This window comes from Salinispirillum marinum (genome assembly GCF_042650105.1).
In the GTDB taxonomy this organism is placed as follows: Bacteria; Pseudomonadota; Gammaproteobacteria; order Pseudomonadales; family Natronospirillaceae; genus Salinispirillum; species Salinispirillum marinum.
Genome location: NZ_JBHSAL010000001.1, coordinates 420,351 through 444,973 on the forward strand (window position 1 = coordinate 420,351; position 24,623 = coordinate 444,973).

22 protein-coding genes are annotated in these 24,623 nt (G+C 55.4%); 11 read left to right on the forward strand and 11 right to left on the reverse strand.

Going from position 1 to position 24,623, the window contains the following annotated elements:
• Nucleotides 1–91 precede the first annotated feature (91 nt).
• The 3 genes from ACFOSD_RS02095 (at nt 92) to ACFOSD_RS02105 (ending at nt 6,365) form a co-directional block, all read left to right on the forward strand.
• On the forward strand, nt 92–2,419 hold the full coding sequence (locus tag ACFOSD_RS02095; protein WP_380694107.1) for a penicillin acylase family protein: 2,328 nt from the start codon (nt 92–94) through the stop codon (nt 2,417–2,419).
• Nucleotides 2,420–2,433: 14 nt separating this feature from the next.
• Entirely contained in the window at nt 2,434–3,777 is a 1,344-nt protein-coding gene (locus tag ACFOSD_RS02100; protein ID WP_380694104.1) for a deoxyguanosinetriphosphate triphosphohydrolase, read from the forward strand.
• Between the two features lie 68 nt (nt 3,778–3,845).
• A complete protein-coding gene (locus ACFOSD_RS02105) occupies nt 3,846–6,365 on the forward strand; it encodes an EAL domain-containing protein (RefSeq protein WP_380694102.1) in 2,520 nt (839 codons plus the stop codon).
• Here the strand turns inward: ACFOSD_RS02105 and ACFOSD_RS02110 are convergent.
• Entirely contained in the window at nt 6,362–7,120 is a 759-nt protein-coding gene (locus ACFOSD_RS02110) for a YbaY family lipoprotein (RefSeq protein WP_380694099.1), read from the reverse strand. The two genes, ACFOSD_RS02105 and ACFOSD_RS02110, sit on opposite strands and share 4 nt — an antisense overlap.
• 74 nt (nt 7,121–7,194) lie before the next feature.
• Here ACFOSD_RS02110 and ACFOSD_RS02115 point away from each other — a divergent pair, with 74 nt between their 5' ends.
• From ACFOSD_RS02115 to ACFOSD_RS02125, 3 genes are read left to right on the forward strand one after another with little or no spacing between them, the layout of a single operon-like run.
• Nucleotides 7,195–7,665 (forward strand): hypothetical protein, encoded by a 471-nt coding sequence (locus ACFOSD_RS02115; RefSeq protein WP_380694096.1) that lies wholly within the window; start codon nt 7,195–7,197, stop codon nt 7,663–7,665.
• Nucleotides 7,665–8,189 (forward strand): hypothetical protein, encoded by a 525-nt coding sequence (locus tag ACFOSD_RS02120; protein WP_380694094.1) that lies wholly within the window; start codon nt 7,665–7,667, stop codon nt 8,187–8,189. Before ACFOSD_RS02115 ends, ACFOSD_RS02120 begins: the two co-directional genes overlap by 1 nt.
• On the forward strand, nt 8,186–8,659 hold the full coding sequence (locus tag ACFOSD_RS02125; protein ID WP_380694092.1) for a hypothetical protein: 474 nt from the start codon (nt 8,186–8,188) through the stop codon (nt 8,657–8,659). Before ACFOSD_RS02120 ends, ACFOSD_RS02125 begins: the two co-directional genes overlap by 4 nt.
• Before the next feature lie 28 nt (nt 8,660–8,687).
• Here ACFOSD_RS02125 and tpx read toward each other — a convergent pair whose 3' ends face one another.
• From tpx to nfsA, 5 genes are all read right to left on the reverse strand, one after another.
• Complete coding sequence (gene tpx, locus ACFOSD_RS02130; RefSeq protein ID WP_380694090.1) at nt 8,688–9,185, reverse strand: thiol peroxidase; 498 nt, start codon at nt 9,183–9,185, stop codon at nt 8,688–8,690.
• Between the two features lie 72 nt (nt 9,186–9,257).
• Nucleotides 9,258–9,881 carry a LysE family translocator gene (locus ACFOSD_RS02135; RefSeq protein WP_380694088.1) on the reverse strand — a complete coding sequence of 208 codons (624 nt, stop codon included), beginning with the start codon at nt 9,879–9,881 and terminating at the stop codon, nt 9,258–9,260.
• Nucleotides 9,882–9,953: 72 nt separating this feature from the next.
• Complete coding sequence (locus ACFOSD_RS02140) at nt 9,954–10,553, reverse strand: NAD(P)H-dependent oxidoreductase (protein WP_380694086.1); 600 nt, start codon at nt 10,551–10,553, stop codon at nt 9,954–9,956.
• Between the two features lie 58 nt (nt 10,554–10,611).
• Nucleotides 10,612–10,998 (reverse strand): MerR family transcriptional regulator, encoded by a 387-nt coding sequence (locus tag ACFOSD_RS02145; RefSeq protein WP_380694083.1) that lies wholly within the window; start codon nt 10,996–10,998, stop codon nt 10,612–10,614.
• 22 nt (nt 10,999–11,020) lie between these two features.
• Nucleotides 11,021–11,758, reverse strand: a complete 738-nt coding sequence (gene nfsA / locus ACFOSD_RS02150; protein WP_380694081.1) for an oxygen-insensitive NADPH nitroreductase — start codon at nt 11,756–11,758, stop codon at nt 11,021–11,023.
• Between the two features lie 111 nt (nt 11,759–11,869).
• Between nfsA and fdhD the strand changes: the two genes are divergently transcribed.
• Nucleotides 11,870–12,694: a formate dehydrogenase accessory sulfurtransferase FdhD gene (fdhD, locus tag ACFOSD_RS02155; RefSeq protein ID WP_380694079.1), complete on the forward strand. Its 825-nt coding sequence runs from the start codon at nt 11,870–11,872 to the stop codon at nt 12,692–12,694.
• Nucleotides 12,691–15,021: an FdhF/YdeP family oxidoreductase gene (locus ACFOSD_RS02160; RefSeq protein WP_380694077.1), complete on the forward strand. Its 2,331-nt coding sequence runs from the start codon at nt 12,691–12,693 to the stop codon at nt 15,019–15,021. The genes fdhD and ACFOSD_RS02160 overlap by 4 nt, the downstream gene beginning before the upstream one ends.
• Here the strand turns inward: ACFOSD_RS02160 and ACFOSD_RS02165 are convergent.
• From ACFOSD_RS02165 to ACFOSD_RS02175, 3 genes are read right to left on the reverse strand one after another with little or no spacing between them, the layout of a single operon-like run.
• Nucleotides 15,018–15,785, reverse strand: a complete 768-nt coding sequence (locus tag ACFOSD_RS02165; protein ID WP_380694075.1) for a substrate-binding periplasmic protein — start codon at nt 15,783–15,785, stop codon at nt 15,018–15,020. The two genes, ACFOSD_RS02160 and ACFOSD_RS02165, sit on opposite strands and share 4 nt — an antisense overlap.
• Before the next feature lie 41 nt (nt 15,786–15,826).
• Nucleotides 15,827–17,755 carry a CASTOR/POLLUX-related putative ion channel gene (locus ACFOSD_RS02170; RefSeq protein WP_380694072.1) on the reverse strand — a complete coding sequence of 643 codons (1,929 nt, stop codon included), beginning with the start codon at nt 17,753–17,755 and terminating at the stop codon, nt 15,827–15,829.
• A gap of 38 nt (nt 17,756–17,793) precedes the next feature.
• On the reverse strand, nt 17,794–19,017 hold the full coding sequence (locus ACFOSD_RS02175; protein ID WP_380694070.1) for an MFS transporter: 1,224 nt from the start codon (nt 19,015–19,017) through the stop codon (nt 17,794–17,796).
• A 210-nt stretch (nt 19,018–19,227) separates the two neighbouring features.
• On the opposite strand from ACFOSD_RS02175, the gene ACFOSD_RS02180 reads away from it, so the two are divergent.
• Entirely contained in the window at nt 19,228–20,328 is a 1,101-nt protein-coding gene (locus ACFOSD_RS02180; protein ID WP_380694068.1) for a GGDEF domain-containing protein, read from the forward strand.
• A gap of 36 nt (nt 20,329–20,364) precedes the next feature.
• Here the strand turns inward: ACFOSD_RS02180 and ACFOSD_RS02185 are convergent, their stop codons facing one another.
• Nucleotides 20,365–21,288 (reverse strand): LysR substrate-binding domain-containing protein, encoded by a 924-nt coding sequence (locus tag ACFOSD_RS02185; RefSeq protein ID WP_380694066.1) that lies wholly within the window; start codon nt 21,286–21,288, stop codon nt 20,365–20,367.
• A gap of 133 nt (nt 21,289–21,421) precedes the next feature.
• On the opposite strand from ACFOSD_RS02185, the gene ACFOSD_RS02190 reads away from it, so the two are divergent.
• Nucleotides 21,422–22,258: a PhzF family phenazine biosynthesis protein gene (locus ACFOSD_RS02190; protein ID WP_380694063.1), complete on the forward strand. Its 837-nt coding sequence runs from the start codon at nt 21,422–21,424 to the stop codon at nt 22,256–22,258.
• 104 nt (nt 22,259–22,362) lie between these two features.
• Here ACFOSD_RS02190 and ACFOSD_RS02195 read toward each other — a convergent pair whose 3' ends face one another.
• Nucleotides 22,363–23,604, reverse strand: coding sequence for an FG-GAP repeat domain-containing protein (locus tag ACFOSD_RS02195; protein ID WP_380694061.1), 1,242 nt, complete (start codon nt 23,602–23,604; stop codon nt 22,363–22,365).
• Nucleotides 23,605–23,739: 135 nt separating this feature from the next.
• On the opposite strand from ACFOSD_RS02195, the gene ACFOSD_RS02200 reads away from it, so the two are divergent.
• Nucleotides 23,740–24,597 (forward strand): NAD(P)H-hydrate dehydratase, encoded by an 858-nt coding sequence (locus ACFOSD_RS02200; RefSeq protein WP_380694059.1) that lies wholly within the window; start codon nt 23,740–23,742, stop codon nt 24,595–24,597.
• Nucleotides 24,598–24,623: the final 26 nt, after the last annotated feature.

The following is a 24,623-nucleotide window of genomic DNA, read 5'->3' on the forward strand; positions in this document are numbered from 1 at the left end:
AAGCCGCAAAAAACCCAGCCATAAGCCCATCACGTCTGTACATGAGCATGCTACACTGCCCGTAATTTCAAATGGTTACTGACGCGGCGGCATGAGATACACCACCCCATTACAGGTTTTATTGGTCATCGGCGTGGTGCTCACCTCGACGCTGGGAATGACGGCGTATCAGTATCTGCAAGGCAGCCTACCACGTTTGCAAGGCAACCATATTGTGCCCGGCTTACAGTCACGCGTGGAAATTGGGCGTGACAGTCAGGGCATTCCAAGCCTGCGCGCCAGCTTTCGTACCGACATCGCCTATGCGCTGGGATATTTGCACGCGCAAGAACGCTTCTTTCAAATGGACTTACAGCGCCGTACCGCTGCCGGGGAGCTGGCAGCACTGTTAGGGCCATCGGCTCTGCCGCAAGACCGCCGTAACCGCATGCATGTGTTTCGGCAACGGGCCGAGCGTGCCATCGCCCAACTGCCGGACGAGCAACGTGCGGTGCTGGAAGCCTATACCGCCGGGGTAAATCAGGGTATTGGCGAGCAGCGCGAGCCCTCGGCAGAGTATTTACTGCTGCGGCAAACGCCCGAACCTTGGCGAGCGGAAGATTCGGCCCTGGTGATCTATGCCTTTTATCTGGCACTACAAGACAGCCAGGGTGAACGTGAACGCTCGCTCGATGCGCTGGCACAGGTTGTACCGGAAGACTGGTTTCGCTTTTTACTGGCCGCCGATGCGAGCCAAGAATCTGGCCTGACGCCGATTGATTACCCGACGGTGGTGCTGCCCAGCACCCCGTACACCGAACTCGTCGCCGACCCTGTACCCCATGCACCAGTTCAAGAAAGCTGGCCAACAATGAGTAATGGCGTTGCGGTGTCCGGTCGGCTGACCGACCATGGCAGCGCGTTGGTGGCCGGCGATATTCACCTACCCTTGCGGGTACCGAATTATTGGTATCGGGCGACGTGGCAGGTATCCGGTAGCGACCATGTTATAGCGGGGCTGACCTTGCCCGGCACCCCCATCATGGCGTTGGGCAGCAACCAACAGCTCGCCTGGACCTTCGTAAATGCCTTTGCCGATGCCAGTGATGTCATTCGCTTACAAACACGCGCCGATGAATACCTTACCCCGGACGGCTGGGAGTCCTTCACGGTGCTGGATGAAGCCATCAATATCCGCGGCTCCAGTCCACAGCCGTTAAACATTCGCTACACCCGCTGGGGACCGGTCATAGGCCAGGACCATAACGGCCAATGGTTGGCCTTGCGTTGGCTGGCGCATGATGACAACAGTGTTAATTTTGACCTCTTAGCGCTGGAGACTGCCGACCAACTCAGCGACGTACTGCCTTTGCGGCGCATGGGTATACCCGGCCAGGGCATGTTGGTGGGTGATCGCGCGGGCGAAATTCTATGGACTTACGCCGGTTGGTTGCCGAACCGCCGCGACCAAGACGGCAATTTACCCCGAGACTGGTCGACCACGAACGCCGCTTTGGCCGGTTTTCAGCTCAATAATCCGACCTTACGCGGTGCGGACCGATTATGGCATGCCAACAACGCACCGCTGGCTGATCCGGCACTGGCCGACCAAGGCTTCGCGCCGGGCTACCGTGCCCAACGCTTAGCGGCTCAGCTCAACAGCAGCGAGCGCTTTACCACCACCGACCTTTTCAACCTGTTGCAGGACGAACAAACACCCGCCATGCAACGCTGGTATGAACACCTACAGGCGCACATTGAGACGCTGGCAGATACCGAACGCGCCGCCGCAGAAGCCGCTCTGGCCGACTGGACCGGCAGCGCCAGTGCCGACAGCGTGGCCTATCGATTTGTCCGCACGTACCGCGATGAACTGTTGGCCCGCGTGCTGGGACCGGTATTTGCGCATGTCGCACAACAGTCGGCAACCTTTGCCACAGCGCGCATTACCCAACGAATCGACACCCCTTTGTGGCGCTTGGTTCAGTCGGCGGAGCCGCACTTACTGAACCCGGCGTATGACACGTGGCAAGACCTGTTCACCGGTGCAGCCCGAAATGCACTCAACAGCCTTGAAGGCGAGCAACGCCTGCTGGAAAACGCCACCTGGGGCCACATCAACCGCACCACCTTTGAACACCCCATGGGTAATGAAATACCGGTGTTGCGCTGGATCATGAACATTCCCGGCAGCCCACGTGGCGGCGACCTGTACAGCATCAACGTGAATTCGGGCCGCTTAGGGGCCTCTTTTCGTATGGCCGTAGCGCCCGGTCAGGAAACCGAAGGCTTGCTACACATGCCCACCAGTCAATCCGGGCATTTGCTCAGCCCCTACTATTGGCGCGGCCACCAAGACTGGGCCACGGGAACGCCGTCCCCGTTCTTACCCGGCACTACGGAATACCAACTGACCTTGATACCCGAACGCCCCGCCTGAGGAGATGACCGACCATGAACCTACCGCAGCGTATGCAATGGGATCGATTGTTGAGCACCGAACGGCATGCCCACTCGGCGCTTGAACCGCATGAACTGGGGCGTAGCCACTTCCACAAAGACTACGACCGTATTGTTTTTTCCAATGCCTTTCGGCGCTTGAGTGGCAAAACGCAGGTGCATCCGCTGTCGCTGAATGACCACGTGCATACCCGGCTAATTCACAGCGTTGAGGTGGGCAGTGTGGGCCGGTCGTTGGGCTTAAAAGTGGGCGAGCGAATCCATGAAGACCTTCCCGATTGGATTCAGCCCGACGACTTAGGCGTGATTGTGCAGGCCGCTTGCTTGGCGCATGACATTGGCAACCCACCCTTTGGCCATGCCGGTGAATATGCCATTCAAGACTGGTTCAAACAGCCGCAAAACGCAGCCCTGCTGGACAATCTAACCGACAGTGAACGCTTGGACGTGCAAAGTTGGGAAGGCAATGCGCAAGGGTTTCGCATCGTCACACAGGTGGAGTATCACCTGTTTCGCGGCGGGTTACGCCTTACCTACCCGACCATCGCCAGCATGTTGAAATACCCCTGGACCGCACAGCACAAAAACAGCAAAGGTAAATTTGCCTGTTTTCAACATGAGGCGTCCACCCTGAACCACATTGCCGGTCGACTGGGTTTACTGCAACGTGGTGCGCAGGCCTGGTGCCGCCACCCGCTGTCGTACCTGATGGAAGCCGCAGATGACATCTGCTACGCCATCATCGACTTAGAAGACGCCGTGGACTTGCGCATCCTCAGTTTTTCCGAAGTACAAGCCATCATGCTGGGCTTGAACCCGCAGGCTGAATTAAACATCACTGGCAGCGGCACCGAAGTGGCACCCTTGCGTCAACTCGCAGCGCTGCGCGGTAAGGCGATGCAGGCGGTGATTGATGCGGTCGCCGATGCGTTTATGCAGCAACTGGACGTCATCATGCGCGGTGAATTGGACGGTGACTTATTGGCCTATTGCCCGCAACACATTCAAGAAGGCATCCGTAACGCGAAACAACTGGCCCGGCAGAAAGTGTTTAAAGACCGCCACAAAACCGAAGTGGAAATTGGTGCCTACACCACACTGAGCACTTTGCTGCATGCCTTTCTGAGCGCTGGCCATGAACTGCATGACAAACAAGGGCATGATCTCAGCTATCGCACGCAACGGGTATTGGATTTGATGCGCGAGGACGCGCCGAACGCCGACTGGCCGTTGTATCAGGTGTATTTACGCATTCTGGATTTTGTGACCCAACAGACGGATCAATACGCGAATTATCTGGCCAAACAAATCGGCGGCGTGCCATTAATGTCACGTTAAAGGAAACACCTTCGGCCCGAATGGTCTATACTTTGGCCGAACCTATCCGTTCGATCAAGGAACCGCGGATGCGAACCCTCTTCGGCACAGGACTGTTCATTTGTTGGCTTTTGGGTGCGTTCGCTTCGGCATCCACTTGGTCGACGGATGGGCGCTATATTTCGTCGGCATTGCCCACGGCAGTGGAGTCCCGTGGCCGTCACTCAGAGCAAACCCGGCCACCGCTTACGGCGGCAGAGGCCTTGGACTCACTCACCTTTTCCACCGAACAGTTCGCCGCTTCAACCCGGCTGTCCACCGATATTTATTGGCACAAGCTCGGTTTCCCTTTCCAACCCGCAGCCTCGCAGCACATATTGGACATCAGCAACTACATGCTCGATGAACTCGACGTGTTTGTATTTCATGACGGCAAACTACACCGCCAATGGCGGCGTGGTGATCGCCAACCTTGGTCACCTTGGGACGGGCGTTACGCTGGCATTTGGTTTCCGATTCAGCACCCGGCGAACGTTGAACTCGATGTATTGATCCGCAAGTCGAGTACCGGCCCTATGTTGCTGCCGCTTCGTATCTTCGAACCTGCGGCGCATATTGAGCAGGTCGCATCGCGTTACAAAGTGTGGGCGATGGCGGTCGGGGCGTTAATGATTTTATTGCTCCACAACACCGTGGTTTTCCTTCTGTCACGCTATCCAGCGTATGGCTACTACTTAATTTTTCATGTCGCCGTATTGTTGAGTTTGGGCGTGACCCAAGGTTTTGGTCCTTGGTTTCTCCCGATGGCCATCAACCAATGGATGGCGCAGCATATCCTCTCACTCTATACCATGGCGGCATGGAGCATTTTTCAATTCAGTCTACACTTTCTACAACTTCGCACGCGCTTGCCGCATTGGTGGAAACGGCGTCGGCACATTGACCTGTTGTTCCTTCTGGCATTGCTCGCCAGCATTGTTCTCCCCGAGCGGTTATATGCTACGCCCTATGCACTGATACAAGTCGGCTTATCCGTGCTGAGTATCTACTGGGGCATACAGGTGCGCCGCCAAGGCTTCGCGCCGGCAGGTTTGTACTTGCTGTCGTGGTCGGTTTTCTTGCTTGGGGCGTTTGTCGGCAATGCTACCTTCCGCACCTTACTGCCCTTTAATACGTTGACGGAATACGCCTTGCTGGTCTGCACGCTGCTGCAGTTACTGGGTTTTACCTTCAGTCTGGCAATTCGGGCGCGGCATTTGGAGCAGGAAAATAATGTCCGCACACTCACCAACCCTCAATCCGAGCTACCGAACCGTCAATTTTTCTTGCGCTATGTCGCCAAAAGCCCTTGGTCGTCAGAGCTGCCGAACAACGCATCAGGGCCCACCATGGTACTCATCCAACTGGTGAGTTTGCACGACCTCAGCACTGCGGTTGGACCCGCACGTTCCGCTCAGGTGACAGGCCTGTTAGCTCAGCGTTTAGACCAGGCGTTGAGCCATGAACCTTCGGTCATTCCTCACACATTGCCCAATCAACGGGTAGCACGGGTGATTGATATGGCAGAGGATCAATGGATATTTCTGCTCCACCCCTCAGCATCGCTCGATAAGGTGCTTTATCGACTGGAGCCACAACTTAACGAGCCTATCCAAGTGGATGGATCGGAATTTCAGCAAATGTTTGCCATGGGTGTTGCCAAACCGCAAGCACAAGCACAAGACCATGACATGGTCAGCCTGTTTCAAAAGGCCCAAATGGCCGCTGATGAAAACGGTACGGCGAGTGCCCTGTGGTCGGAATATCAAACCGGCTGGGTTGAACAACAGCAAGATCAATTGTATCTGGTGGTGGAATTAACGCAGGCCATCCGTCATCGCCGTTTTGAATTTGTGGTTCAACCCAAGGTTGATCTCAGCAGCATGGCGATTCACAGCGGTGAAGTCCTACTGCGCTGGCACCACCCGGAAAAAGGCAGCATAGGCCCGGATGTTTTCATTCCGCTTGCAGAGCGCGTGGGACTGATTTTTAAACTGACGCAGGTGGTGCTAAACCTGACCTTCGAGTGGGTCGCCTTACACCGGGCGGCGTTGAAGTCCTGCAGTTTGGCCATCAACATCTCAGCTAGGGACTTACTGCAACCGGCGTTTGCCCAGGACACCCTAGCACTGTGCCAAAAGTATCAACTGGAACCCGCACGATTCATTTTGGAAATCACCGAAACCACAGCCTTAAGCGATAAGGCCATGGCGATCGAAAACGCGGATCTGCTGCGTGCAGCGGGGTTCAGCCTGTCGATCGACGATTTCGGCGCGGGTTACAGCTCAATGCAGAACATTCATCGCCTGGCACCACAAGAAATCAAAATAGACCGCCAGTTCGTGCGCGAACTGACCATCAACAGCACCCATGAAACGCTGTGCCGGTCCCTGATTACCTTAAGTCAGGACCTGCACACCTGCGCCACCGCAGAAGGCATTGAAACCGCCGAGCAATTAGCGCTCTTAAAACAATGGGGATGTCATTCCGGGCAGGGCTACTACCTATATCGCCCTCTCGCCCCGGACGATTTTTTAACGTTATTACGCACGCAACAAAACGGGCACTAGGGTAAGAAGCGGCCACAGCCCTGTAATGTCTGGCCTTCTACGGTTAACGTGACCTGTGTTGGGTAGCTTTCGCCGCTCATGGTGTCGGTACAGGGCCTATCGACCACCATTAACGTGCCGTTGCCTTCTGCCAGGGTAAATGCCAACTCCGAATCCGCACTGGGTCGATGCATCGCCCTTCCGAACAGTTCTCGGGTACCGTAATCCAGTAGCACACGCACGTTCGGTTGCGCCGCAGCATCGACCTCAACCAACCAACCGGGCTCCTGCCCGACCGCACGAAACATCACGCCGCGCGCTTCGGCCGCCGACCACGGATTTCTGTCATCCGCCGCCGCTCGGACCAACCGTATCTGCAGGTTTTGCGCCGCACCACGTTTTAACGGCTGCGCTTCTGGCAGGTGAAACAGCAGTTGCCGCTCCGGGCTGTAGACTTGAATACTGAGCCGAACATCAGCCTGTGTCGGCCAACGGTCGGCATCCACATCTAATGCGAATCGGTAGGGCGGATTGCCGACAGCACTCAAGCGCTGCGTTGCTAACACCCTTGGCGTCGGGGATGGAACCAATACCGTGACCACGACATAGCTATCCGGGTGAACGGCAATACGCTCGAGAAAGCTGGCGGTGCCACTGACTTCCAGCGTGCCCGACGCGTCCGTGGAGCGCCCCTGTGCCAGTGAGACTTGAGGATCAATCGCACACCCCAAACTCATGAACAGAATACCGAACCACACGTAAAGAGCCGCTTTCATGTCTGTTAACTCCAACTGTTTGCAGCGTATTATAGGTCACTGACTTTAACACAGAGCATGGCAAGGATAGAGATATGTTATGCAGGATTCTTTTCATTAGCGCTCTACTTTGCTGTGCACCTGCGAGCTATGCGCAATCGTTTAATGTGCGTACCCAACCGGCTTATGTATTTGTCGGCATCCTTGACGTTGCCGTAGACATCGCCCTTACCGAGTACCTGAGTCTAGCGCCGACGCTGAAAACCACGGCCGATTTCAGTGCCCAGCAATGGGGTATTGAAGTAATTCAGCATCGACCAAGGTTCAGTGAAACCGGCTGGCGTACCCACGGACATGTGCAATACGGTGCCATCATGGGATCGTTCCACACGCAATGGAAACTGACGGTACTGAGCAGTCACCAATGGCGGTGGGATACGTTCAATCTGGCCCTTGGCATTGGCCCTGAGTTCACCTACGGGCGTGAAGACTACGCCACCGATGTGATAAGCGATAATTGGCGCTTGTGGCCGACAGCACGGCTGAGCATTGGGTGGTTTTTTTAATGAATAACTTCGCCAGAATGACCGCTAAAGCGCGCCAACCCGTCCTTGGGGTCGCTACTCTTGTGCTCTGGATATTATCGAGTACAGCACCCGCCGAATTACTGCGCGTGCGTTCCGACCCCATTTTTGCCTTAATAACGCAAAGCGTTAACGCCGAGTTGGACTTTGCTTGGGGAGAGCACAGAACTTGGGCACTGGGCTTGTACTACCGTGATGGCGATGACGTACTGTTCGACTCGGCCCGCGTATTTTCACCGGCCTTGCGGGTGGATTTCTATTCTGCTGGCCCGCGTCAACACGGCTGGCACCCGCACCTGATGCTGCAGACCGATTTTTCTTCAACGCAGAACAATGATGCGCAATGGTCGGTGCGCGTTAAAGCGCGTCAAGCCTATCAGTGGGTCTGGGACCCGCTGTCGTTAAGCCTAGGTTTGGGTGTACAGAGCGGGTTTGGTGATTATTTTTCAGCGTTGGCCTGTTACCTCTGCCCAACCTATGAATTCAGTGTAGGGTGGCAGCCATGAAACAGCGGCTTTCGTTTTCTGCAGTGCTTATGCTGGTCGGTCTGCTTACTTCTCCGCTGTCATTAGCCGCCGAGTCTTCATGGTTTTGGCACTACACACCCGCGAGCCTGCGTGCCACACAAGCCATCAGTTTCGCCAAAATACCTTCCGCAGAACAAGGTCGCTGGCAGGCGCGTCTGCACCTAGGCTATGAACTGGAATCCTACGGTCTAGGCGTGCTGTGGCAACACCCAATGCTTGAAGCACACCCGAATTGGGGATTAGACACAGGCATAACCGTTCTGTGGGACACCCGAGACGATTTAACGCTCGACAGTGTAACGACACATACGCGCTGGCGCTGGCTAAAGACGTGGGGAGATTTTCGCGTGGATGCAGGATATGGCGTACAGGGTCAGTGGGTCAATGAGGCCGTAAACGCATGGCGCTTACGGCCCAGTTTTGACGCCACCCTTGGGTGGCGTCTCTAAGCCTACGATTTTGCCGCAGGCCAGCCGATCAACTCAACGCAGCAACCGCACCGTCATAATTCGGTTCATTGCCGGTTTCCGCGACCTGCTCGGTGTAAATCACCCGTCCGGCCTCATCCAGCACCACAACCGCACGCGATAACAAGCCTGCCAATGGGCCATTGCGGAATTCCACACCATAGTCTTCACCAAACGAGCTACGGAAGGTTGAGGCGTTTTTCACATTGCTCAGGCCTTCAGAGCCACAAAAGCGTGCCTGCGCAAAGGGCAAGTCGGCAGAAACGCACAGCACCACGGTGTTGTCCAATTTGCTGACCAATTCATTGAACTTGCGCACAGAGGTTGCACAGGTTGGGGTGTCGATGCTCGGGAAAATATTCAACACCACACGCTGACCGCCAAAATCAGCCAGTTTCATTTCACTCAAATCGGCAGCCGTCATTTGAAAATCTGGCGCTTGCGTACCCACAGGTGGTAAATCACCTACGGTTTGAAAGGTTGTTCCACGCATTGCTACTGAAGCCATCGGTTGTTCTCCATTGTAAAAACCACTTTGGGTTGCAGTACGATACGCCATTCTGATTGGATGTAAACCCCTTCACAAAAAGGCTAACCAAGCACCTACACCCACCATCAAACTGCCGGCAATACGATTCATAACCCGCACATTTGAGGCCTGCGCCAGAAAATAGCGCAGCGCTTTACCGCCACTGGCATAGGCCAGCATGCAGATCAGTTCCAACAACACAATGATGGTCAACAGGAAGGCCAACTGCGGCGACAAAGGCAAAGACTGGTCAATAAACGGTGGCAATAAGGCAATATGAAACGCCCAGCCTTTCGGGTTGGCCACCGCCGTTACAAAGCCCTGTACAAACAATTGCCCGCGCGATGTACTTCGCACTTCGGCAGCCGTTTCAGGAATGGCCATGCTGCCACGTGACCGCCACATTTGCACACCGATGTAAAATAAATAGGCGCCCCCGCCCCATTTAAAGGCCGTGAACAACTGTGGGTAGGCGAGCAATACGGCGGCCACCCCAAGAACGGCGAGCAAGGCCACTAAAGCAACACCCAGCATTTCCCCCCACATCATCCATAGGGTGCGTTTAACGCCGATGGTGATGCCTAACGTCATCGCCAAGGTCATGCACATACCGGGGGTTATCGACACGAAGAAAAACGTCGGCACAAACACCGACAACAACGCGAAATTGACCACAATGCCGTCCAAACGGTTAAAAAATGAGAGCGCTATTCTGCGCTCCCGTTTGGGCGGGCGCAACCATGTCGACTAGCGAAGGCGCAAGCCTAGCCGGTATACACTGTCCAGCCATGCGGCACGCTGCGTTTTATCCGCCGTACGCACGGCACCAAAGCTGCTGATTCGCACCGGTTTTACACCGGCAAACTCGAGAATTGTCCGGCGCATTTGGTGGTGACCCGGCATGCGGAAGAACCAGCGAAAGTACCAGGGCGGTGTATCCATCAAGGTGATAAGCCGGGCACTGCGGCCAGCTAATAGACGGTCCCACCACGCACTGTCACGCCGGTATTTAAACGCAAAGCCAGGCAAGAAAACCCGGTCAATAAAACCCTTCAACAAAGCCGGCATCGCACCCCACCAAATGGGATACACAAACACCAAGTGCTGCGCCCATGCGATATCTTGTTGCGCGGCCACGAGATCTTCTTCTAAGGGCTGCGGGGCGTTATACCCGGCCCGCAGAACGGGATCAAATTGCAGCGCTCCGACCCGCAAAAAGCGGACGTCCGCGCCACTTTCCTGCGCACCCATTTGGTATTGCTCGGCCATCGCGGCTGACAAACTGCGTTCAGCGGGATGGCCGAGGATAATCAAAATACGCTTCGGAGGCGTGGGGTTTATGCTCATAACGAACTCCATGGTTGAAGAAACCATGGCAGTGTGAAGTATTCCTCTAGGGGTAGAGTCAAGTGCCTGTCAGTGTTTCACATTGCGTCAATTGCCCCATGACCTCGGGGCAGCTATCCAACTCATCGATCACCTGCTGCAAGGCTTTATCTTTTTGTTGAAGCTCGGCCATCGTACGTTGCACGTTGGCGCGTTTTTGCTCCAACAAGGCGCGAAGCTGTTGCCAATCGAAGCCGTCGTGGAGTACCGGCACCGTCACTAATTCTCGCAACCGAAACCCCAGACCCTGCGCCTGCCGGATCAATACCACCTGCTCGAAGTGGCGCTTTCCGTAACGTCGATAGCTACCATCGCGCGGCACAGGGGGCAACAGCCCCATGTCTTCATAGAGTCGTATGGCTTTAATCGACGCACCGGTTAACCGCGCCAACTCACCAATTTTCATGCTCTGCCCCCATTCATCAGGCCTACTTGAGCAGATAACCCTGCCCCTGCAAGTACGGTAACATATGCGGCCGCGCCTCTTTCTGCAACATGCCCGAAATTTGTTCTGTCCACGTCATGGACTTGTTATTGCCTGTGCGGGATTCATAGTACGCCCGCACGTGAGCATCGTATTCGGCTAGGTGCACCCGGTCTGCACCGTCGTCATAGCGCTCTTGCTTCAACACCACCGGCAACGGCAAGCGCGGCTTCACTTCCGGGTTTTGATCCGAATAACCCAAGCAGAGGCCAAACACCGGGTAAACCAAGTTGGGCAACGCCAGCAATTCACCGACCGCCGCAATCTGGTTACGCAGACCACCAATGTAGCAAATGCCCAAGCCCATTGACTCTGCAGCCACCACCACATTTTGTGCGAACAAAGCACAATCGACCGACGCGGTTAAAAACTGTTCGGTGAAGCCCGACAACATGGGCGCATTGTGCTGATCACAGGCCACTTGGTGCCGGTGCATATCGGCACAAAACACCAAAAAAACGGGCGCGGTAGCAACATAGGACTGATTGCCGGACAGTTCGGCAAGCCGCTCACGCGCCGGGCCTTGGCTCACTTGAATGACCGTGCACGCCTGAATAAAGCTGGACGTCGCTGCCGCTTGTCCGGCTTGCACCAGAGTGTCCACCACCGGCTGGGTAATGGGTTGGGTCGTAAACTTGCGAATAGATCGATGCGCAAGCAGGGTTTCAATGGTTTGATTCATGTTGTTACTCCTCAATTAACCGTTTCTGATTGACACGTACCTTACTCCAAACGGAATCGTTATACTGCAACGCAATGTTCTGAATGTTTCCATCTACGGGGAGGCACTCTGTTGTCCAACTCAGCCGCGAGCGGCCCGATTGTCTATCCATATACGTGCTTGTCCGATGGCCAGACCGGCCAGACTGATCTGGTCGACGAGGTGCCAATTGCCATCAGCTATCAAGGCATCAGCTACGCTGTGATGTTGGTCACCCCGGTAAACTTGGATGATTTTGTGTTCGGTTTCAGTCTGACCAATGGCGTAATGAACAGTACAACGGACATCGTGGACTGGCAGCTAACGCCCACACCACACGGTTGGTTAGCGGATGTACAATTAACCGCTCGGCAGGCGAACGCTCTGGGTGCGCATCGACAGCGGCTGATGGGGGTCAGTGGTTGCGGACTTTGCGGTGTCGACTCACTCGCCACCGCGCTACCAGAACTGCAGCGGTTGCCAGACGCCGCACCGCCCGCAGCAAGCCAATTGACGAACCTGCGCGAGCAATTAACCGAAGCCCAACGCCTTGGGCAGCAAACGGGCGCGGTGCATGCAGCCATGTTACTGAACCCGCAAGGACAGGTACTCTGTGTGCGGGAAGACATTGGTCGCCATAATGCGCTCGACAAAGTGCTCGGCTACGCGCTGCGCCAGAACATAAGCCTCCATAACCACATGGCGGTGCTGAGCAGCCGGTGCAGCCTTGAATTGGTACAAAAAGCCGTGCGTGCCGGACTGTCGACCTTGGTGCATCTGGCTGCGCCTTCGCGTTTGGCCGTGGACTGTGCACGCGCCCACCGACTGAATTTGATCCACCTCACCAAACACAGTGGTCCGCGCCTTTATACTCGTGCGCATGCGGGTGTCAGCACGCTTGCTTCAGAGCCATTATGAGCAAATCAAAGACGATCTTCACCGACCACACACTCTTCACACCCTATACCCGCCCCGCGGGTGGCTGGGGTGCACTGCGCAGTACCGCGATCCATTGGCTGGCCAGTGAAAATGCTCTGCGTAATATCAAAACCTTGTTGAAAACCAATCAGCATCACGGCTTCGACTGCCCCGGCTGTGCCTGGGGTGAAAAAGAAGATCCGGGCGTGATTCGTTTTTGCGAGAACGGCGCGAAAGCCGTGAATTGGGAAGCCACCCGAAAAACGGTGGGCGCAGAGTTCTTTGCTCAATACACCGTACGTTGGCTACGCGAACAAAGTGACTATTATCTTGAAAGCCAAGGCCGCCTGTCTGAACCCCTGCACTACAACGCAGTAACGGACCATTATGAACCCATTACATGGGACGCCGCCTTTGCACTGATCGGGGCCACACTCAACAGTCTGGACTCGCCGGATCAAGCCGAGTTTTATACCTCTGGCCGCACCAGCAATGAAGCTGCCTTCCTGTACCAATTGTTCGTGCGCAGCTTTGGTACCAACAACTTCCCCGACTGCTCCAACATGTGCCACGAGGCCAGTGGCTATGCCTTAACGGGCAGTATTGGGGTGGGCAAAGGCACCGTCACCATTGAGGACTTTCACCACGCCGATGCCGTTTTTGTATTCGGACAAAACCCCGGCACCAACCACCCGCGTATGTTGGATACGTTGCGAGACGTCATGAAGCGCGGCAAAGATGTGGTGATATTCAACACGCTGAAAGAGCGCGGCCTGGAGCGTTTTCAGAACCCGCAAAGCCCTGTTGAAATGCTGACCGATGGGGCCACTGATATGCACAGCGCTTACTACTGCCCGAAAATAGGTGGTGACATGGCGGCCGTGCGCGGCATGGTAAAAGCCATGCTGGAGCGTGAAGACGGCGGAGAAACCATTTTCGATCACGCGTTTATCGCCGCCCACACCGATGGCATGACAGACTACCTCGATCAAGTGCGCGCCACCACCTGGACACACATCGTCGAGCAATCCGGCCTCAACCGAGCGGATTTAACCGCTGCCGCCCAGCGTTATGTGCGTGCCGACCGCGTCATTCTGACCTGGGCAATGGGCATTACCCAGCATCGGCATTCGGTCGCCACCATCCATGAATTCGTGAATCTGATGTTGCTGCGCGGCCAGTTGGGCAAGCGCGGTGCGGGCCTGTGCCCCGTGCGCGGACACAGCAATGTGCAGGGTGATCGCACCATGGGCATTAACGAACGCCCGGCAGAAGCGTTCTTGGCGGCGCTGGACGCACGTTTCGGCATCTCGACCCCGCGCGCACCGGGGCATGCTACCGTAGCCGCGATTCAAGCTATGCTGCGCGGCGACGCCAAGGTATTTATCGGCCTCGGCGGGAACTTTGCCGCTGCTACTCCCGACACGACCCTAACCGCGCAGGCGCTCCAACAGTGTGATTTAACGGTACACATCAGTACCAAACTCAACCGTTCCCATGTCACGCCCGGTAAGCAGGCGTTGATCTTGCCGTGCTTGGGCCGCACCGACATTGATCGACAGAATGGGGTGGCGCAGCAGGTTACGGTGGAAGATTCCTTCAGTATGGTGCACGCATCCGGCGGCGTAGTGACGCCCCCCAGTGAGCACTTACTGTCTGAACCGGCCATTATTGCCGGTATAGCACACGCAACCTTGGGTAACTATCCGATTGACTGGCACGCGATGGTGCAGAACTATGACCGTATCCGCGAGCTCATTGCAGACACCGTACCGGGCTTTAATGACTTCAACCGCCGCTTGCGTCAACCCGGCGGTTTCTATTTGGGCAACAGCGCACGTGAACAACAATGGCGCACGCCCACCGGCAAGGTGATTGTCCACCGCCATACGCTGCCGCAGCATGTATTGTCGGAACGCGCCACGCACCTGCTGACCGAACGCACCTTGGTGATGCAGACATTACGCTCGCACGATCAATACAACACCACCATTTATGGCATGGATGACCGCTATCGCGGCATTAAGGGCGCGCGCAAGGTGGTGTTTATAAACCCCGCCGACATAGAACGGCTGGGGTTCAGTGCAGGCCAGTTGGTGAGCATTCGCTCACTGTGGGACGACCATCAAGAGCGCGCCGTGCATGGCTTTACCTTGGTACCCTACGCTATACCACTCGGCAACGTTGCCGCCTACTACCCCGAAACCAACCCATTGGTGCCGTTGGACAGCATGGGCGAATTAAGCCATACACCGACGTCCAAAAGCATTGCCGTTGAGTTGATGGCGTATTCCTCGGAACGGATTGCGGCGGATATACTCCCCTAACGAAGCTCATACTCCCCACGATGAAAAGCTTCGAAATACGCATCATAGCGCCCATCCGCGCGATAACGCGCCAAGCCTTCATTGAATATCGCCAGCAATTCAGCGCTTTCCGGCGCTTGCTTGGGCAGCAGTAAAAAGCTTTGATTCACCAGTACGGGTTGTTCGTGGTGTGTAACTCTTGCGGCTTCTTCAGGGCTTAAATCACGGCGTAACGCGTAGTAACCAACGCTGACTTCTTGCGGGTAAACATCAATGCGGGCGGAAAGCAATTTGAGGAAGTTGAAGCGGTCGTCGTGCACGCGTTCCATCATAAACACCTCATCCGCCAGCGCGGCATCAAAACCTGGCCCGTAGCTGTAACCGAGGATACCGCCCACATTCAACCCAGCCAGATCGGTGAACACCGTCCAGTCAAAATCATCATCCTGACGATGAAAAAATACAAAGGTTTCATTCAACACCGGGGAGCTGTACCAGAAATCCGCATGGCGGTCGGGCGCATCCATCCACACGGCAGTGGCGTCGTATTGCGCCAGTGCCGTTTCTTGGTACACCCTCGCCCAAGGGCGGTAGACATAGGTTACGGTTATTCCGGCATCGGCAAAGATGTCGCTGATCAAGTGCGCAATAAAGCCGTTGTGCTTTTGGTCTTCCGTAATGAAGGGTGGCCAGCCACCCGATGAAATCGTGATCTCACGGGCATGCGCCGTGAATCCGTTCAGCAGACACAACGCCAGCAACATCATGACGCAGCGCTTGTTCATAGGTTTACCTCTTTGCCAAACTTCTTCAGAGTATAGTCAATTTATACGCTGCTGTAGTGAATCACAATCAAGCGGTCACGCGGTGCTAGAACCCACTCTGTCGATGCACTGAGGTTCATGTCCACGGTAGCCGGCTGATCGGCCTCGCGCTCATGAAACACCCCCAACAGCACATCGCCTTGCTGCCACAAGACATCAGCCATGGCGCGGGTGGGCACGGTACGGCCCAGCCATTCCTTCGGCACTGAGCGAAACTGTACGTCGGGCCCACCTACAGTGAAGAGTTCGTCGTATACCAACTTTAGTTCCCGCCGCAGCGCGACTTGCGCCAGTAGATGACTCACCAAAATTGGGCTTAGAATTACTTCGCTGTCGTTGTGCACCATCAACGCTTCGTTGTAGGCATCATTCAGTTCGAGAATGATGGGCGGGTGGCGCGGTTGATCGGACAGTATATTTTCCAGGCAAAGATAACCCACCATGGTGCGCGCATCGGCCTCCGCCCCGGACTGCACCCGGTCACTGCCCAAGAGGAGAATGCGGTCATACCGCGCGGGTTCTAGAGGCCGCAAGGCGGATTCTAACGTATAGTCTGCGTGCAACTGTCGACACAGCACCCGGTTTTGTCCCGCCAGGGTTTCTTGTAGCGCATCTTCGCGGGCCGCAATGCTCATGGTGGACACCACATCCACCGCGAAGCCTTCATGTTCGTAGGTCACTAGTTCGCGCAGAAACATCGGAATTTTCCGGTTCCAGCCCAAAATCAATAAGCGTTGTTGATACGGCAGTTTTTCCGGTGCGACCGCCTGACCTATTGCTGCGGGTGGTGCATTGGGCTTGCTCGGTTCGGTGTCCGTGTAATCACCCGCCAACAACACGACATGATCGGCTTCACCCAACCGCTCGTGTTCGGCAATGAGCAGACGGGCAGCGCCGCCTGGAAGGACGCGCAAAATGCCGCAAAATACCGCCTGTTTGAAACTGCGCCGCAGTTCGGACGGGGCTTTATCGACCAGTTTAGGAAATTGTCGCACGTAGAGTTTTTGGCCGGGCGACTGCGTCATCAGCTCACGAAACACCATGGAGAGACCCGGTCTTCGCACGGTTTGGGCCAATAAGCGGCTGACATAGGCATCTCCAGTGATGATTTCCAAATCACCGGGATACGCACGGCGGGCCACACCGGTATGACGTACATCCTGCAGCTCCGCCACCACATAGGGTAAGGGGCCACCATGCGCCTGACTGCGGATGGACATGAGCGCTTTAACCGTTTCTACATCGGCATTCACCAGGGGTTGCGGGCCTTGAAAAGCGCTGGGCAAGATCACCGCTGCTGCCGTATTGCACGACGCTCGCACCAAATGTTCAATGTTCATGGGCGAACCGGAGCGCAACACAATGTCGGCCAAACGCGGCGCAATGACCGCATCGCGGCGCAGGGTATGGTGCTGTTCCACCGTGATGTCATCATCCATGATCACCAAGCGCAAACGCTTTGCCCCATGCAGTTGCAAAAACCGTTGCATACGGCCACGGGTACTGACCAACTCGCGTACCAGAGGGATGGTCCGGTTGCTCCACCCCAACACCACCAAGTGATGCTTCATCGAAACTGGCGTCAGTCCGCGCTCAAGATCACGCCATCGCGCCAACAGCCATTGCGTCATGATGGCCACCAATGTACCCATAAAGAGAACATAGCCTGCAATGGTCAAGAGCGTCGACACCACCCGTTTCCAGGTGCCGCTATCATCACCCAAATAACCGGGGTCGGTCATGCGCAAGAAGGCCCACCACATGGCTTCACTCAGTCCGCCAAAGTCACCATCGCGCAGCACCAGCACGCCACCCAGCAGCGACAACGTGGAAATAATCAGCATCACCACGAGTAATTGATAACCAGCGCCCTTGATCAACTGACGTTCCAGGACATATTTCAAACGGTCGAGCAGTCGTAATGGGTTCATTTCAGTGGTGACGAATTCCTTGCATGGACGACAGACCGTTAAGCCGTCGGAATGGGGTTGCGCAGCCGCGCCTGTTCATCGGATTCTTTGATCGGCCAGTGTAAGGCCGCCGCAAGGGCACCCAACACGATGCCGGCCAGCCAAACGCCATCATAATTGCCAAAGCGAGCGTAGAGCCAACCGCCCAACCAAATACCCGAAAAGCTGCCTATTTGGTGACTGAGAAAAACAATACCATAGAGCAGCGTCATGTACCGAGTGCCAAAAAACGTCGCGACCAGCCCGGTGGTGGGTGGCACTGTCGCCAGCCATAAGAAGCCCATCGCAGCGCTGAAGATAAGGATACTGGGTAAGGTCACAGGCAACAGCAGGAAGAGCGTAATCGCCACCACCCGACCGGTGTAAATAAAGCTCAAGATCGCCGGTTTCGAACGCTTGCCGCTCATCACACCAGCCATATAAGCACCCACGACATTGCACAGACCAATTAAGCTGATGCTCCATGCCCCAATGCGCGCATCAAAACCCAGGTCAACCAAATAGCCGGGCATGTGTACGGTGATGAAGGCCACATGAAAGCCGCACACGAAAAACCCCAAAGCCAGCAAGGTATAGGACCGCGCCCCAAATGCCCGCCGCACGATTTGCCACAACGAAGCATCAATAGCCGGGCTACTAGTGTCGGATGCGCCACCAAAGCGCGCTAGCGGCAGGGCGAGAATAGCCATTAAAAACGCCGACAAGCTCAACCACTGCAGCGCTGAAAACCAGCCTAGACCGGTCACCATTTCACCCATGATAGGCACCACCAAAAACTGTCCAAAGCTGCCCGCTGCCGTGCCCAAACCCAAGGCCCAGCCGCGTTTCTCAGGAGCCACCGCACGCGCCAAGGCAGGCAGAACAATACCGAAGGCCGTACCGGCAATGCCGGCACCGATGAGTACCCCTGCCGTGGCCACCATGGTTATCTCCGTCATGGCGTGTGCCATGCCCCACATGCCCGCGGCATAACACACCACGCCGCCTAACAGCACGCGCAAATTACCGAAGCGGTCAGCCAGACCACCGGCAAACACCGCCATGATGCCCCACGCAAGATTCTGTACCGCCAGCGCGAACGCCAACACGTCTCGCCCCCAACCCCGCGCGTCTGAGATGGGCTGCAGGAATAGACCGAAGCCCGCCCGATAGCCGAAAGACAACATTAATAATAAACAAGCCGATATTAAGACGGGCAAGACAGGCATTAGGCGCGTGTTCATCGATACATCTCCATGGGTCATGCCGCATCATAGATAATAACGGCTGACGGAGAAAGATTGACAGTTCGTGCAACGAGTGCATTTGCAAGTTAACGGAGTTCAGCTACAGTACAGGTATCGGATTAATTAGCCTGAACTAATTTTTAAGCAGTATTGTCGCGCTTTGATGCTTAACCCCATTGAATGTGGCAAATATCTGGAGATTTCACTTTGACCTACAAGGACCGTCGTCGTCACCTGAAGTTTCGCCAACTGCACCAATGGTTGTTTGGCGACCGCACCTCCGCGTTTGCCCAGCAACAGATTTCGCTATTGGTCACGGCTTTTGCGTTCCTCATCATGGCCGCTGCGTTCAACTTATGGATGGGTGTATCACACCCGGCGTTGGCATGGATCTATTTTGCCTTAGCCCCGGCCGTAGCCTGGTTATGGTGGTGGGCGCGCTGGCGTTCGGCGTCGGCCCCGGCATCGCTGATTTTGTTGCTGGCACTGGTGTTGATCGTGCTCCCGGCCACTTGGTTTCTGAACGGCGGTTCGCAAGGTCCGACGTTAATTTTCTTCTTGGTGGTGCTGTCATTTACCGTCGGTATCATTCGCAGCCATATTCCCGGCTGGCGCACCGCCATGGCGTTCTTGTTGTTCTCGCCCGTCGTCTTGCTGGTACTGGAATGGTATTGGCCGGAGTGGGTGTACCCCTACATCCGTGAAGCGGATCGGCTGACCGATTTGATCATCAGTTATGTCTCTTGCGCGTTATTGATCAGCATTGTGATCATCGGTCATGTCCGACGCTTCAATCAGGAAATTGAAAAAGCACAGACATTGACCCACCAACTGCGCGAACTGGCGCAACGCGACAGCCTGACAGGGTTATTGAACCACGCCAGCATTCATAAAGAAGCGATGAACCTGCTGCACCATGAGCAGCCGTTTTGTTTGATGATGCTTGATATTGATGAATTCAAACGCGTGAATGATACCCATGGCCATCTTTATGGCGACGATGTCTTGCGCCAGCTATCGTTAGCCATGCAAACCGTGGCGACTGAACACCATGCGCATCCGGGACGTTTCGGTGGCGAAGAATTTATGATCATCGTCCCGGGCGTATTATCCAACGCGCAGCAACTGGATGATGCCTTACGTGCACAGGTAGCCGCCCTCGACTTGCCAAAAGGACCCATCACCTACAGTGCGGGCATTGCCCAGTGGCAAGCCGGTGAACACCTAAACAGCCTGATTCAGCGTGCCGACCAAGCCCTTTATAACGCGAAGGACTTGGGTCGACAGCGGACGAGCATCAGTCCTTAAAATGCATCATCGAGGCCAGCATTTAGCGCGTTGGCATCAAATTGGCGACACCTCCATAAAGTTCATCACCTCGTCCTGCAACCAATTCTTGAAGGCTAGTGCACGAGGATTTTCAGCCTCCGACGGATGAGATACGAGATAATACGCATACTCATGGCTGCGCCAAGGGGCTATGGCCTGTAGTTTTCGTGCCGCCAACAGATGGCTAGCAATGGAGTAGCGGCCCAAACACAACCCAAGACCTTCCACACAGGCCGCTAAAACAAGGCTGCTGTCAGAAAACTGCAGGGGGCTATCGTTGCTCGTACGCCGAATACCCAGTGCCTGAAACCACGGCTGCCATGTATTCCATGGTTCAGAGGCATGAACGCTACTGTCTTCTAACAATGGTTGTGCTCGCAACAGGCTGATCGGGTGAGTGTCACTTAGGGCGTTCAGACGCTCCGTTGCGCCCAAAATTGAGATCCGGTCGGTCATCAATGGTTCCACATACAGATTGGGGTAGCGTCCCGTACCAAACCGAATACCAACGTCTGCTTGATGATCCCGAAAGTTCATGAGCTGGCTCTCGCCCCGCAGCACAAGCAACAACCCCGGATGGCGGGCGCGCAGACTGACCAGCCTAGGCAGCAACCAGTGCTGCAAGAAAGAATGCGGAGCCGACACGGTGAGTGGCCCATCAATGCTCTGGTCATTCAACGCCAATGTCGCTTGTTCGATCTGCGTAAAAATATCAGATAGGCGTTCATAATAACGCCGACCGGCGTCGGTGAGGGTTACACCACGCGGCTGACGATCAAACAGCGCTACGCCCAAACGGTCTTCAAGTGATTTGATACGATGACTAATGGCGGCCGATGTTAGGCTTAACTCGTCCGCTGCTGCGGCAAAACTACCAAGGCGAGCAGCGACCTCGAAGGCCCGCAGTGAATTCAATGGCGGAAGTCTGTTTGGGATCATGAACACCTTCATCGCGGCTCGATAAAGGCTAAATTTTACTAATGCTAAGCATAAGAAAATAGCAGTTTTCATTAATTATTTTGATGCCAATATAATGTCTCCATGCAACATTAGCCAAAAGAGAGAACATATTATGCAAGGCCAACTCTATCGACTCGCCGCTTTCTCATCTGACCCCGCAGGCGGCAACCCAGCAGGTGTCTGGATTGGCGATGAACTGCCCGCACCAGAAGACATGCAACGCATAGCCACCGAGGTCGGTTATTCGGAAACCGCCTTTATCGCCCCAACCACGGGTGAACACAGAACCATTCGTTACTACAGCCCCTTAGCCGAAGTGAGCTTTTGCGGCCATGCAACCGTTGCCAGTGCTGTTGTGCTGGGCCGTTTGAGTGGCACGGGCAGCTATCAATTAAACACTGCGGTTGGTCTTGTGCCGGTGCGTGTTGACGATTCAAAAGGTGAGTTGCAAGCGACTCTAACTTCAGTCGCGCCAGAACAGAAACCGGCCCCATCTACCTTGGTGAACGAGGTTCTTAACCTGCTGCAATGGTCGCCCGAGGAACTGAACGAGACAATTCCTCCTGCGTTGGCTTACGGCGGCGCTTGGCACTTGATATTGGCGACTGGTTCACTGATTCGTCTTGATCAACTGACCTATGACTTCGACCGGCTGAAAGCGTTAATGCTGCGTGAGGGATTAACCACGATACAGCTCGTTTACCGCGAGTCGGACGAAGTGTTTCACGCTCGCAACGCCTTTCCCGTCGGTGGTGTGGTGGAGGACCCGGCTACGGGCGCCGCCGCTGCCGCGCTGGGCGGCTACTTACGGGCGGCCGATCTGATTCCTGTGCCCAGCCAATTTCTGATTCATCAAGGTGCGCAGATGGGCCGCCCTAGCCTTTTGCACATTGACGTGCCAGAGCTCGGCGGCATTCGGGTGTCTGGAACGGCGGTGGATATTGTGTAGATGGTGTCACGTCGCGACTGCACCAATCAAAACTTCCTTGGAGGAATCTTGAGGAAATGTGCAAACCTCTGGAACGAAGCGGATCTTTGCTGTCCGCATTACGTCTATTCCAGATCCCATTCAAGACCACTGTTCAGCAAATCGGAATACGCCTCCAGCTTGCTGTCACCATCGATGTCCTGAATATGGAGCCATTCTACCCAGTCGCCCGTGGTACTCTCGGCGATCGTGCTGGAGACATAACCTTCGTCACTGCTCGTCAGAAGTTGAATATGATATCCCTCATAAAAGTTTGTATCAGCGGCGCTGCTGGTGCCGCCGGTGCGTGTGACCAGAATTTCCAGAAAATCATCGCCGTTCGCATCGAACACATCTACATCGACGACCACCCCAAAAGTTGCTATCGCAGGCAATTCGACCGGTGAATCTGGGAAGTCCCCCTTCCCGTTCCCCAGCGCATAAGCGGTAGGAGTTCCATCGAATTCATGCCCGCCGCCGAGGATGTCTGCATTGCCATCGCCGTTAATGTCCACCAACTCAAGGGTGTAAAAACCCGCAGAGTCCGTAAGGGAAGTTGGCGGTTCAAAAGTTCCATCACCTCTGTTTTCGAAGATCCGGATTGCGTCCGCGTCACTCAATACCAAATCTATATCACCATCACCGTCGATATCGGCTGCACTGCCACCGTGCCAGAAAGCGCGTATGTTCCCCACCTTTGCCGTGCCATTGATCACGTAGGTTGTCAGGGTACCGTCATCATTGAGAAAATATTGGACAGATTCTCCAGGAAACGGATCTTTATCCCAGCCATGCCCCAGCAAAACGGCGTCTAAATGGCCATTTCCATCGAAGTCAGCAATGAGGGACTTCCGAGGCCAGACCAGTTCAGGGGCTGAAGTATTCCAAGGGTTGTACAATTCCGCTGTCTCATTAGCGATACGGTAAACCTCCGTTTTCACGGTTGAATCGGCCGACTCAGCAACACCATTCAAGGTCAGCAACTCCGGTACAACATCATTATTCAAGTCGACCAGATGGCGAATGTGTCCTGTACCTCTTACACCTTCTAGCTTCTCAAAATCTATTCGATATGGCGATTCAGAGTGATAATACGAGGATCCTTCAATGCCTCGACGTTTAAAAGCAGTTCCAAGGTCCACGATGACGGGTAATGAAGATTCCGGACTGACGCTGGAATTTTCTTCGCTGCTGTTCGTGTTTGTCGTATTCGATGAGTCATCATCAGTGGTCGTATCGTTTGTCGTCTGATCGTTCTCTGCGCTAGGATTACAACCGATCAGCACAACGCATACCAGTATCAGCCAGCCCACTCCCCGCAGGTTCATGCTTTACCCCCCCCTATTGCTTGTTTTTTAACTACACCGAGATAAAAGGAATGTCAAATTTGCCCCCACTCTGCCGACCACCGCAACAATGACTATACTCAAGCCACATTCTTAGCCATGTTGACCCATCGCCCTATGTCGAAAATTGATCCATCCATAGCCCTTGATGTCCACGCCAACGAGGCCGCCTGCCCGTTCACCGAGCCGCGCGCTCGGGCCGCCCATAAGGGGCACTTTGGGCACATTATGGTCGTGGGTGGTCACGTCGGCATGGCTGGAGCGGCGCGTATGGCGGGCGAAGCAGCATTAAGAGTTGGAGCAGGTCGAGTTACGTTGGCAGTGCACCCCGAGTCACGCCTGCTTGCGGGCGCGGGTTGCCCGGAGTTGATGGTGCACGGCATCGCCCACCCCGATGTATTGGACGCGGCGTTCGACCCCATGTCATTGCTGTTGGTCGGCCCCGGACTCGGACAAGATGACTGGTCGGAAGCGATGTGGCGCCAGGCATTGCACAGCGGCAAACCCATGGTGTTAGACGCCGATGGTCTGAACTGGTTAGCGCGCCACCAGAAGCAACACCTACCCGCGGGCTTTGTGGGCACACCGCATCCGGGTGAAGCGGCACGCTTATTGTCGTGCCAAGTGGCCGACATTGAGCACAATCGCCCCGCCGCCCTACACGCATTGATTCAAACCTTCGGTGGCGTCTGGGTATTGAAAGGTGAGCGCACGTTAATTGGTGATGGCAGCCAACACCTGATGAACACAACGGGCAATCCCGGCATGGCCACGGCGGGTATGGGCGATGTGCTTACCGGCGTGATCGGTGGACTCTGGGCACAGGGGCTCTCACCATGGGATGCCGCGCGCTGCGGCGTCTTCGGCCATGGTCGGGCGGCCGATGCGGTGGCTGCCGAGCTAGGTGAGCGCGGTATGCTGGCGACAGATCTGTTGCCTTGGCTTCGCCGTTGGGTGAATGGCAAGACGACGTGACAGGATACGCTAAGGGCATGACATTC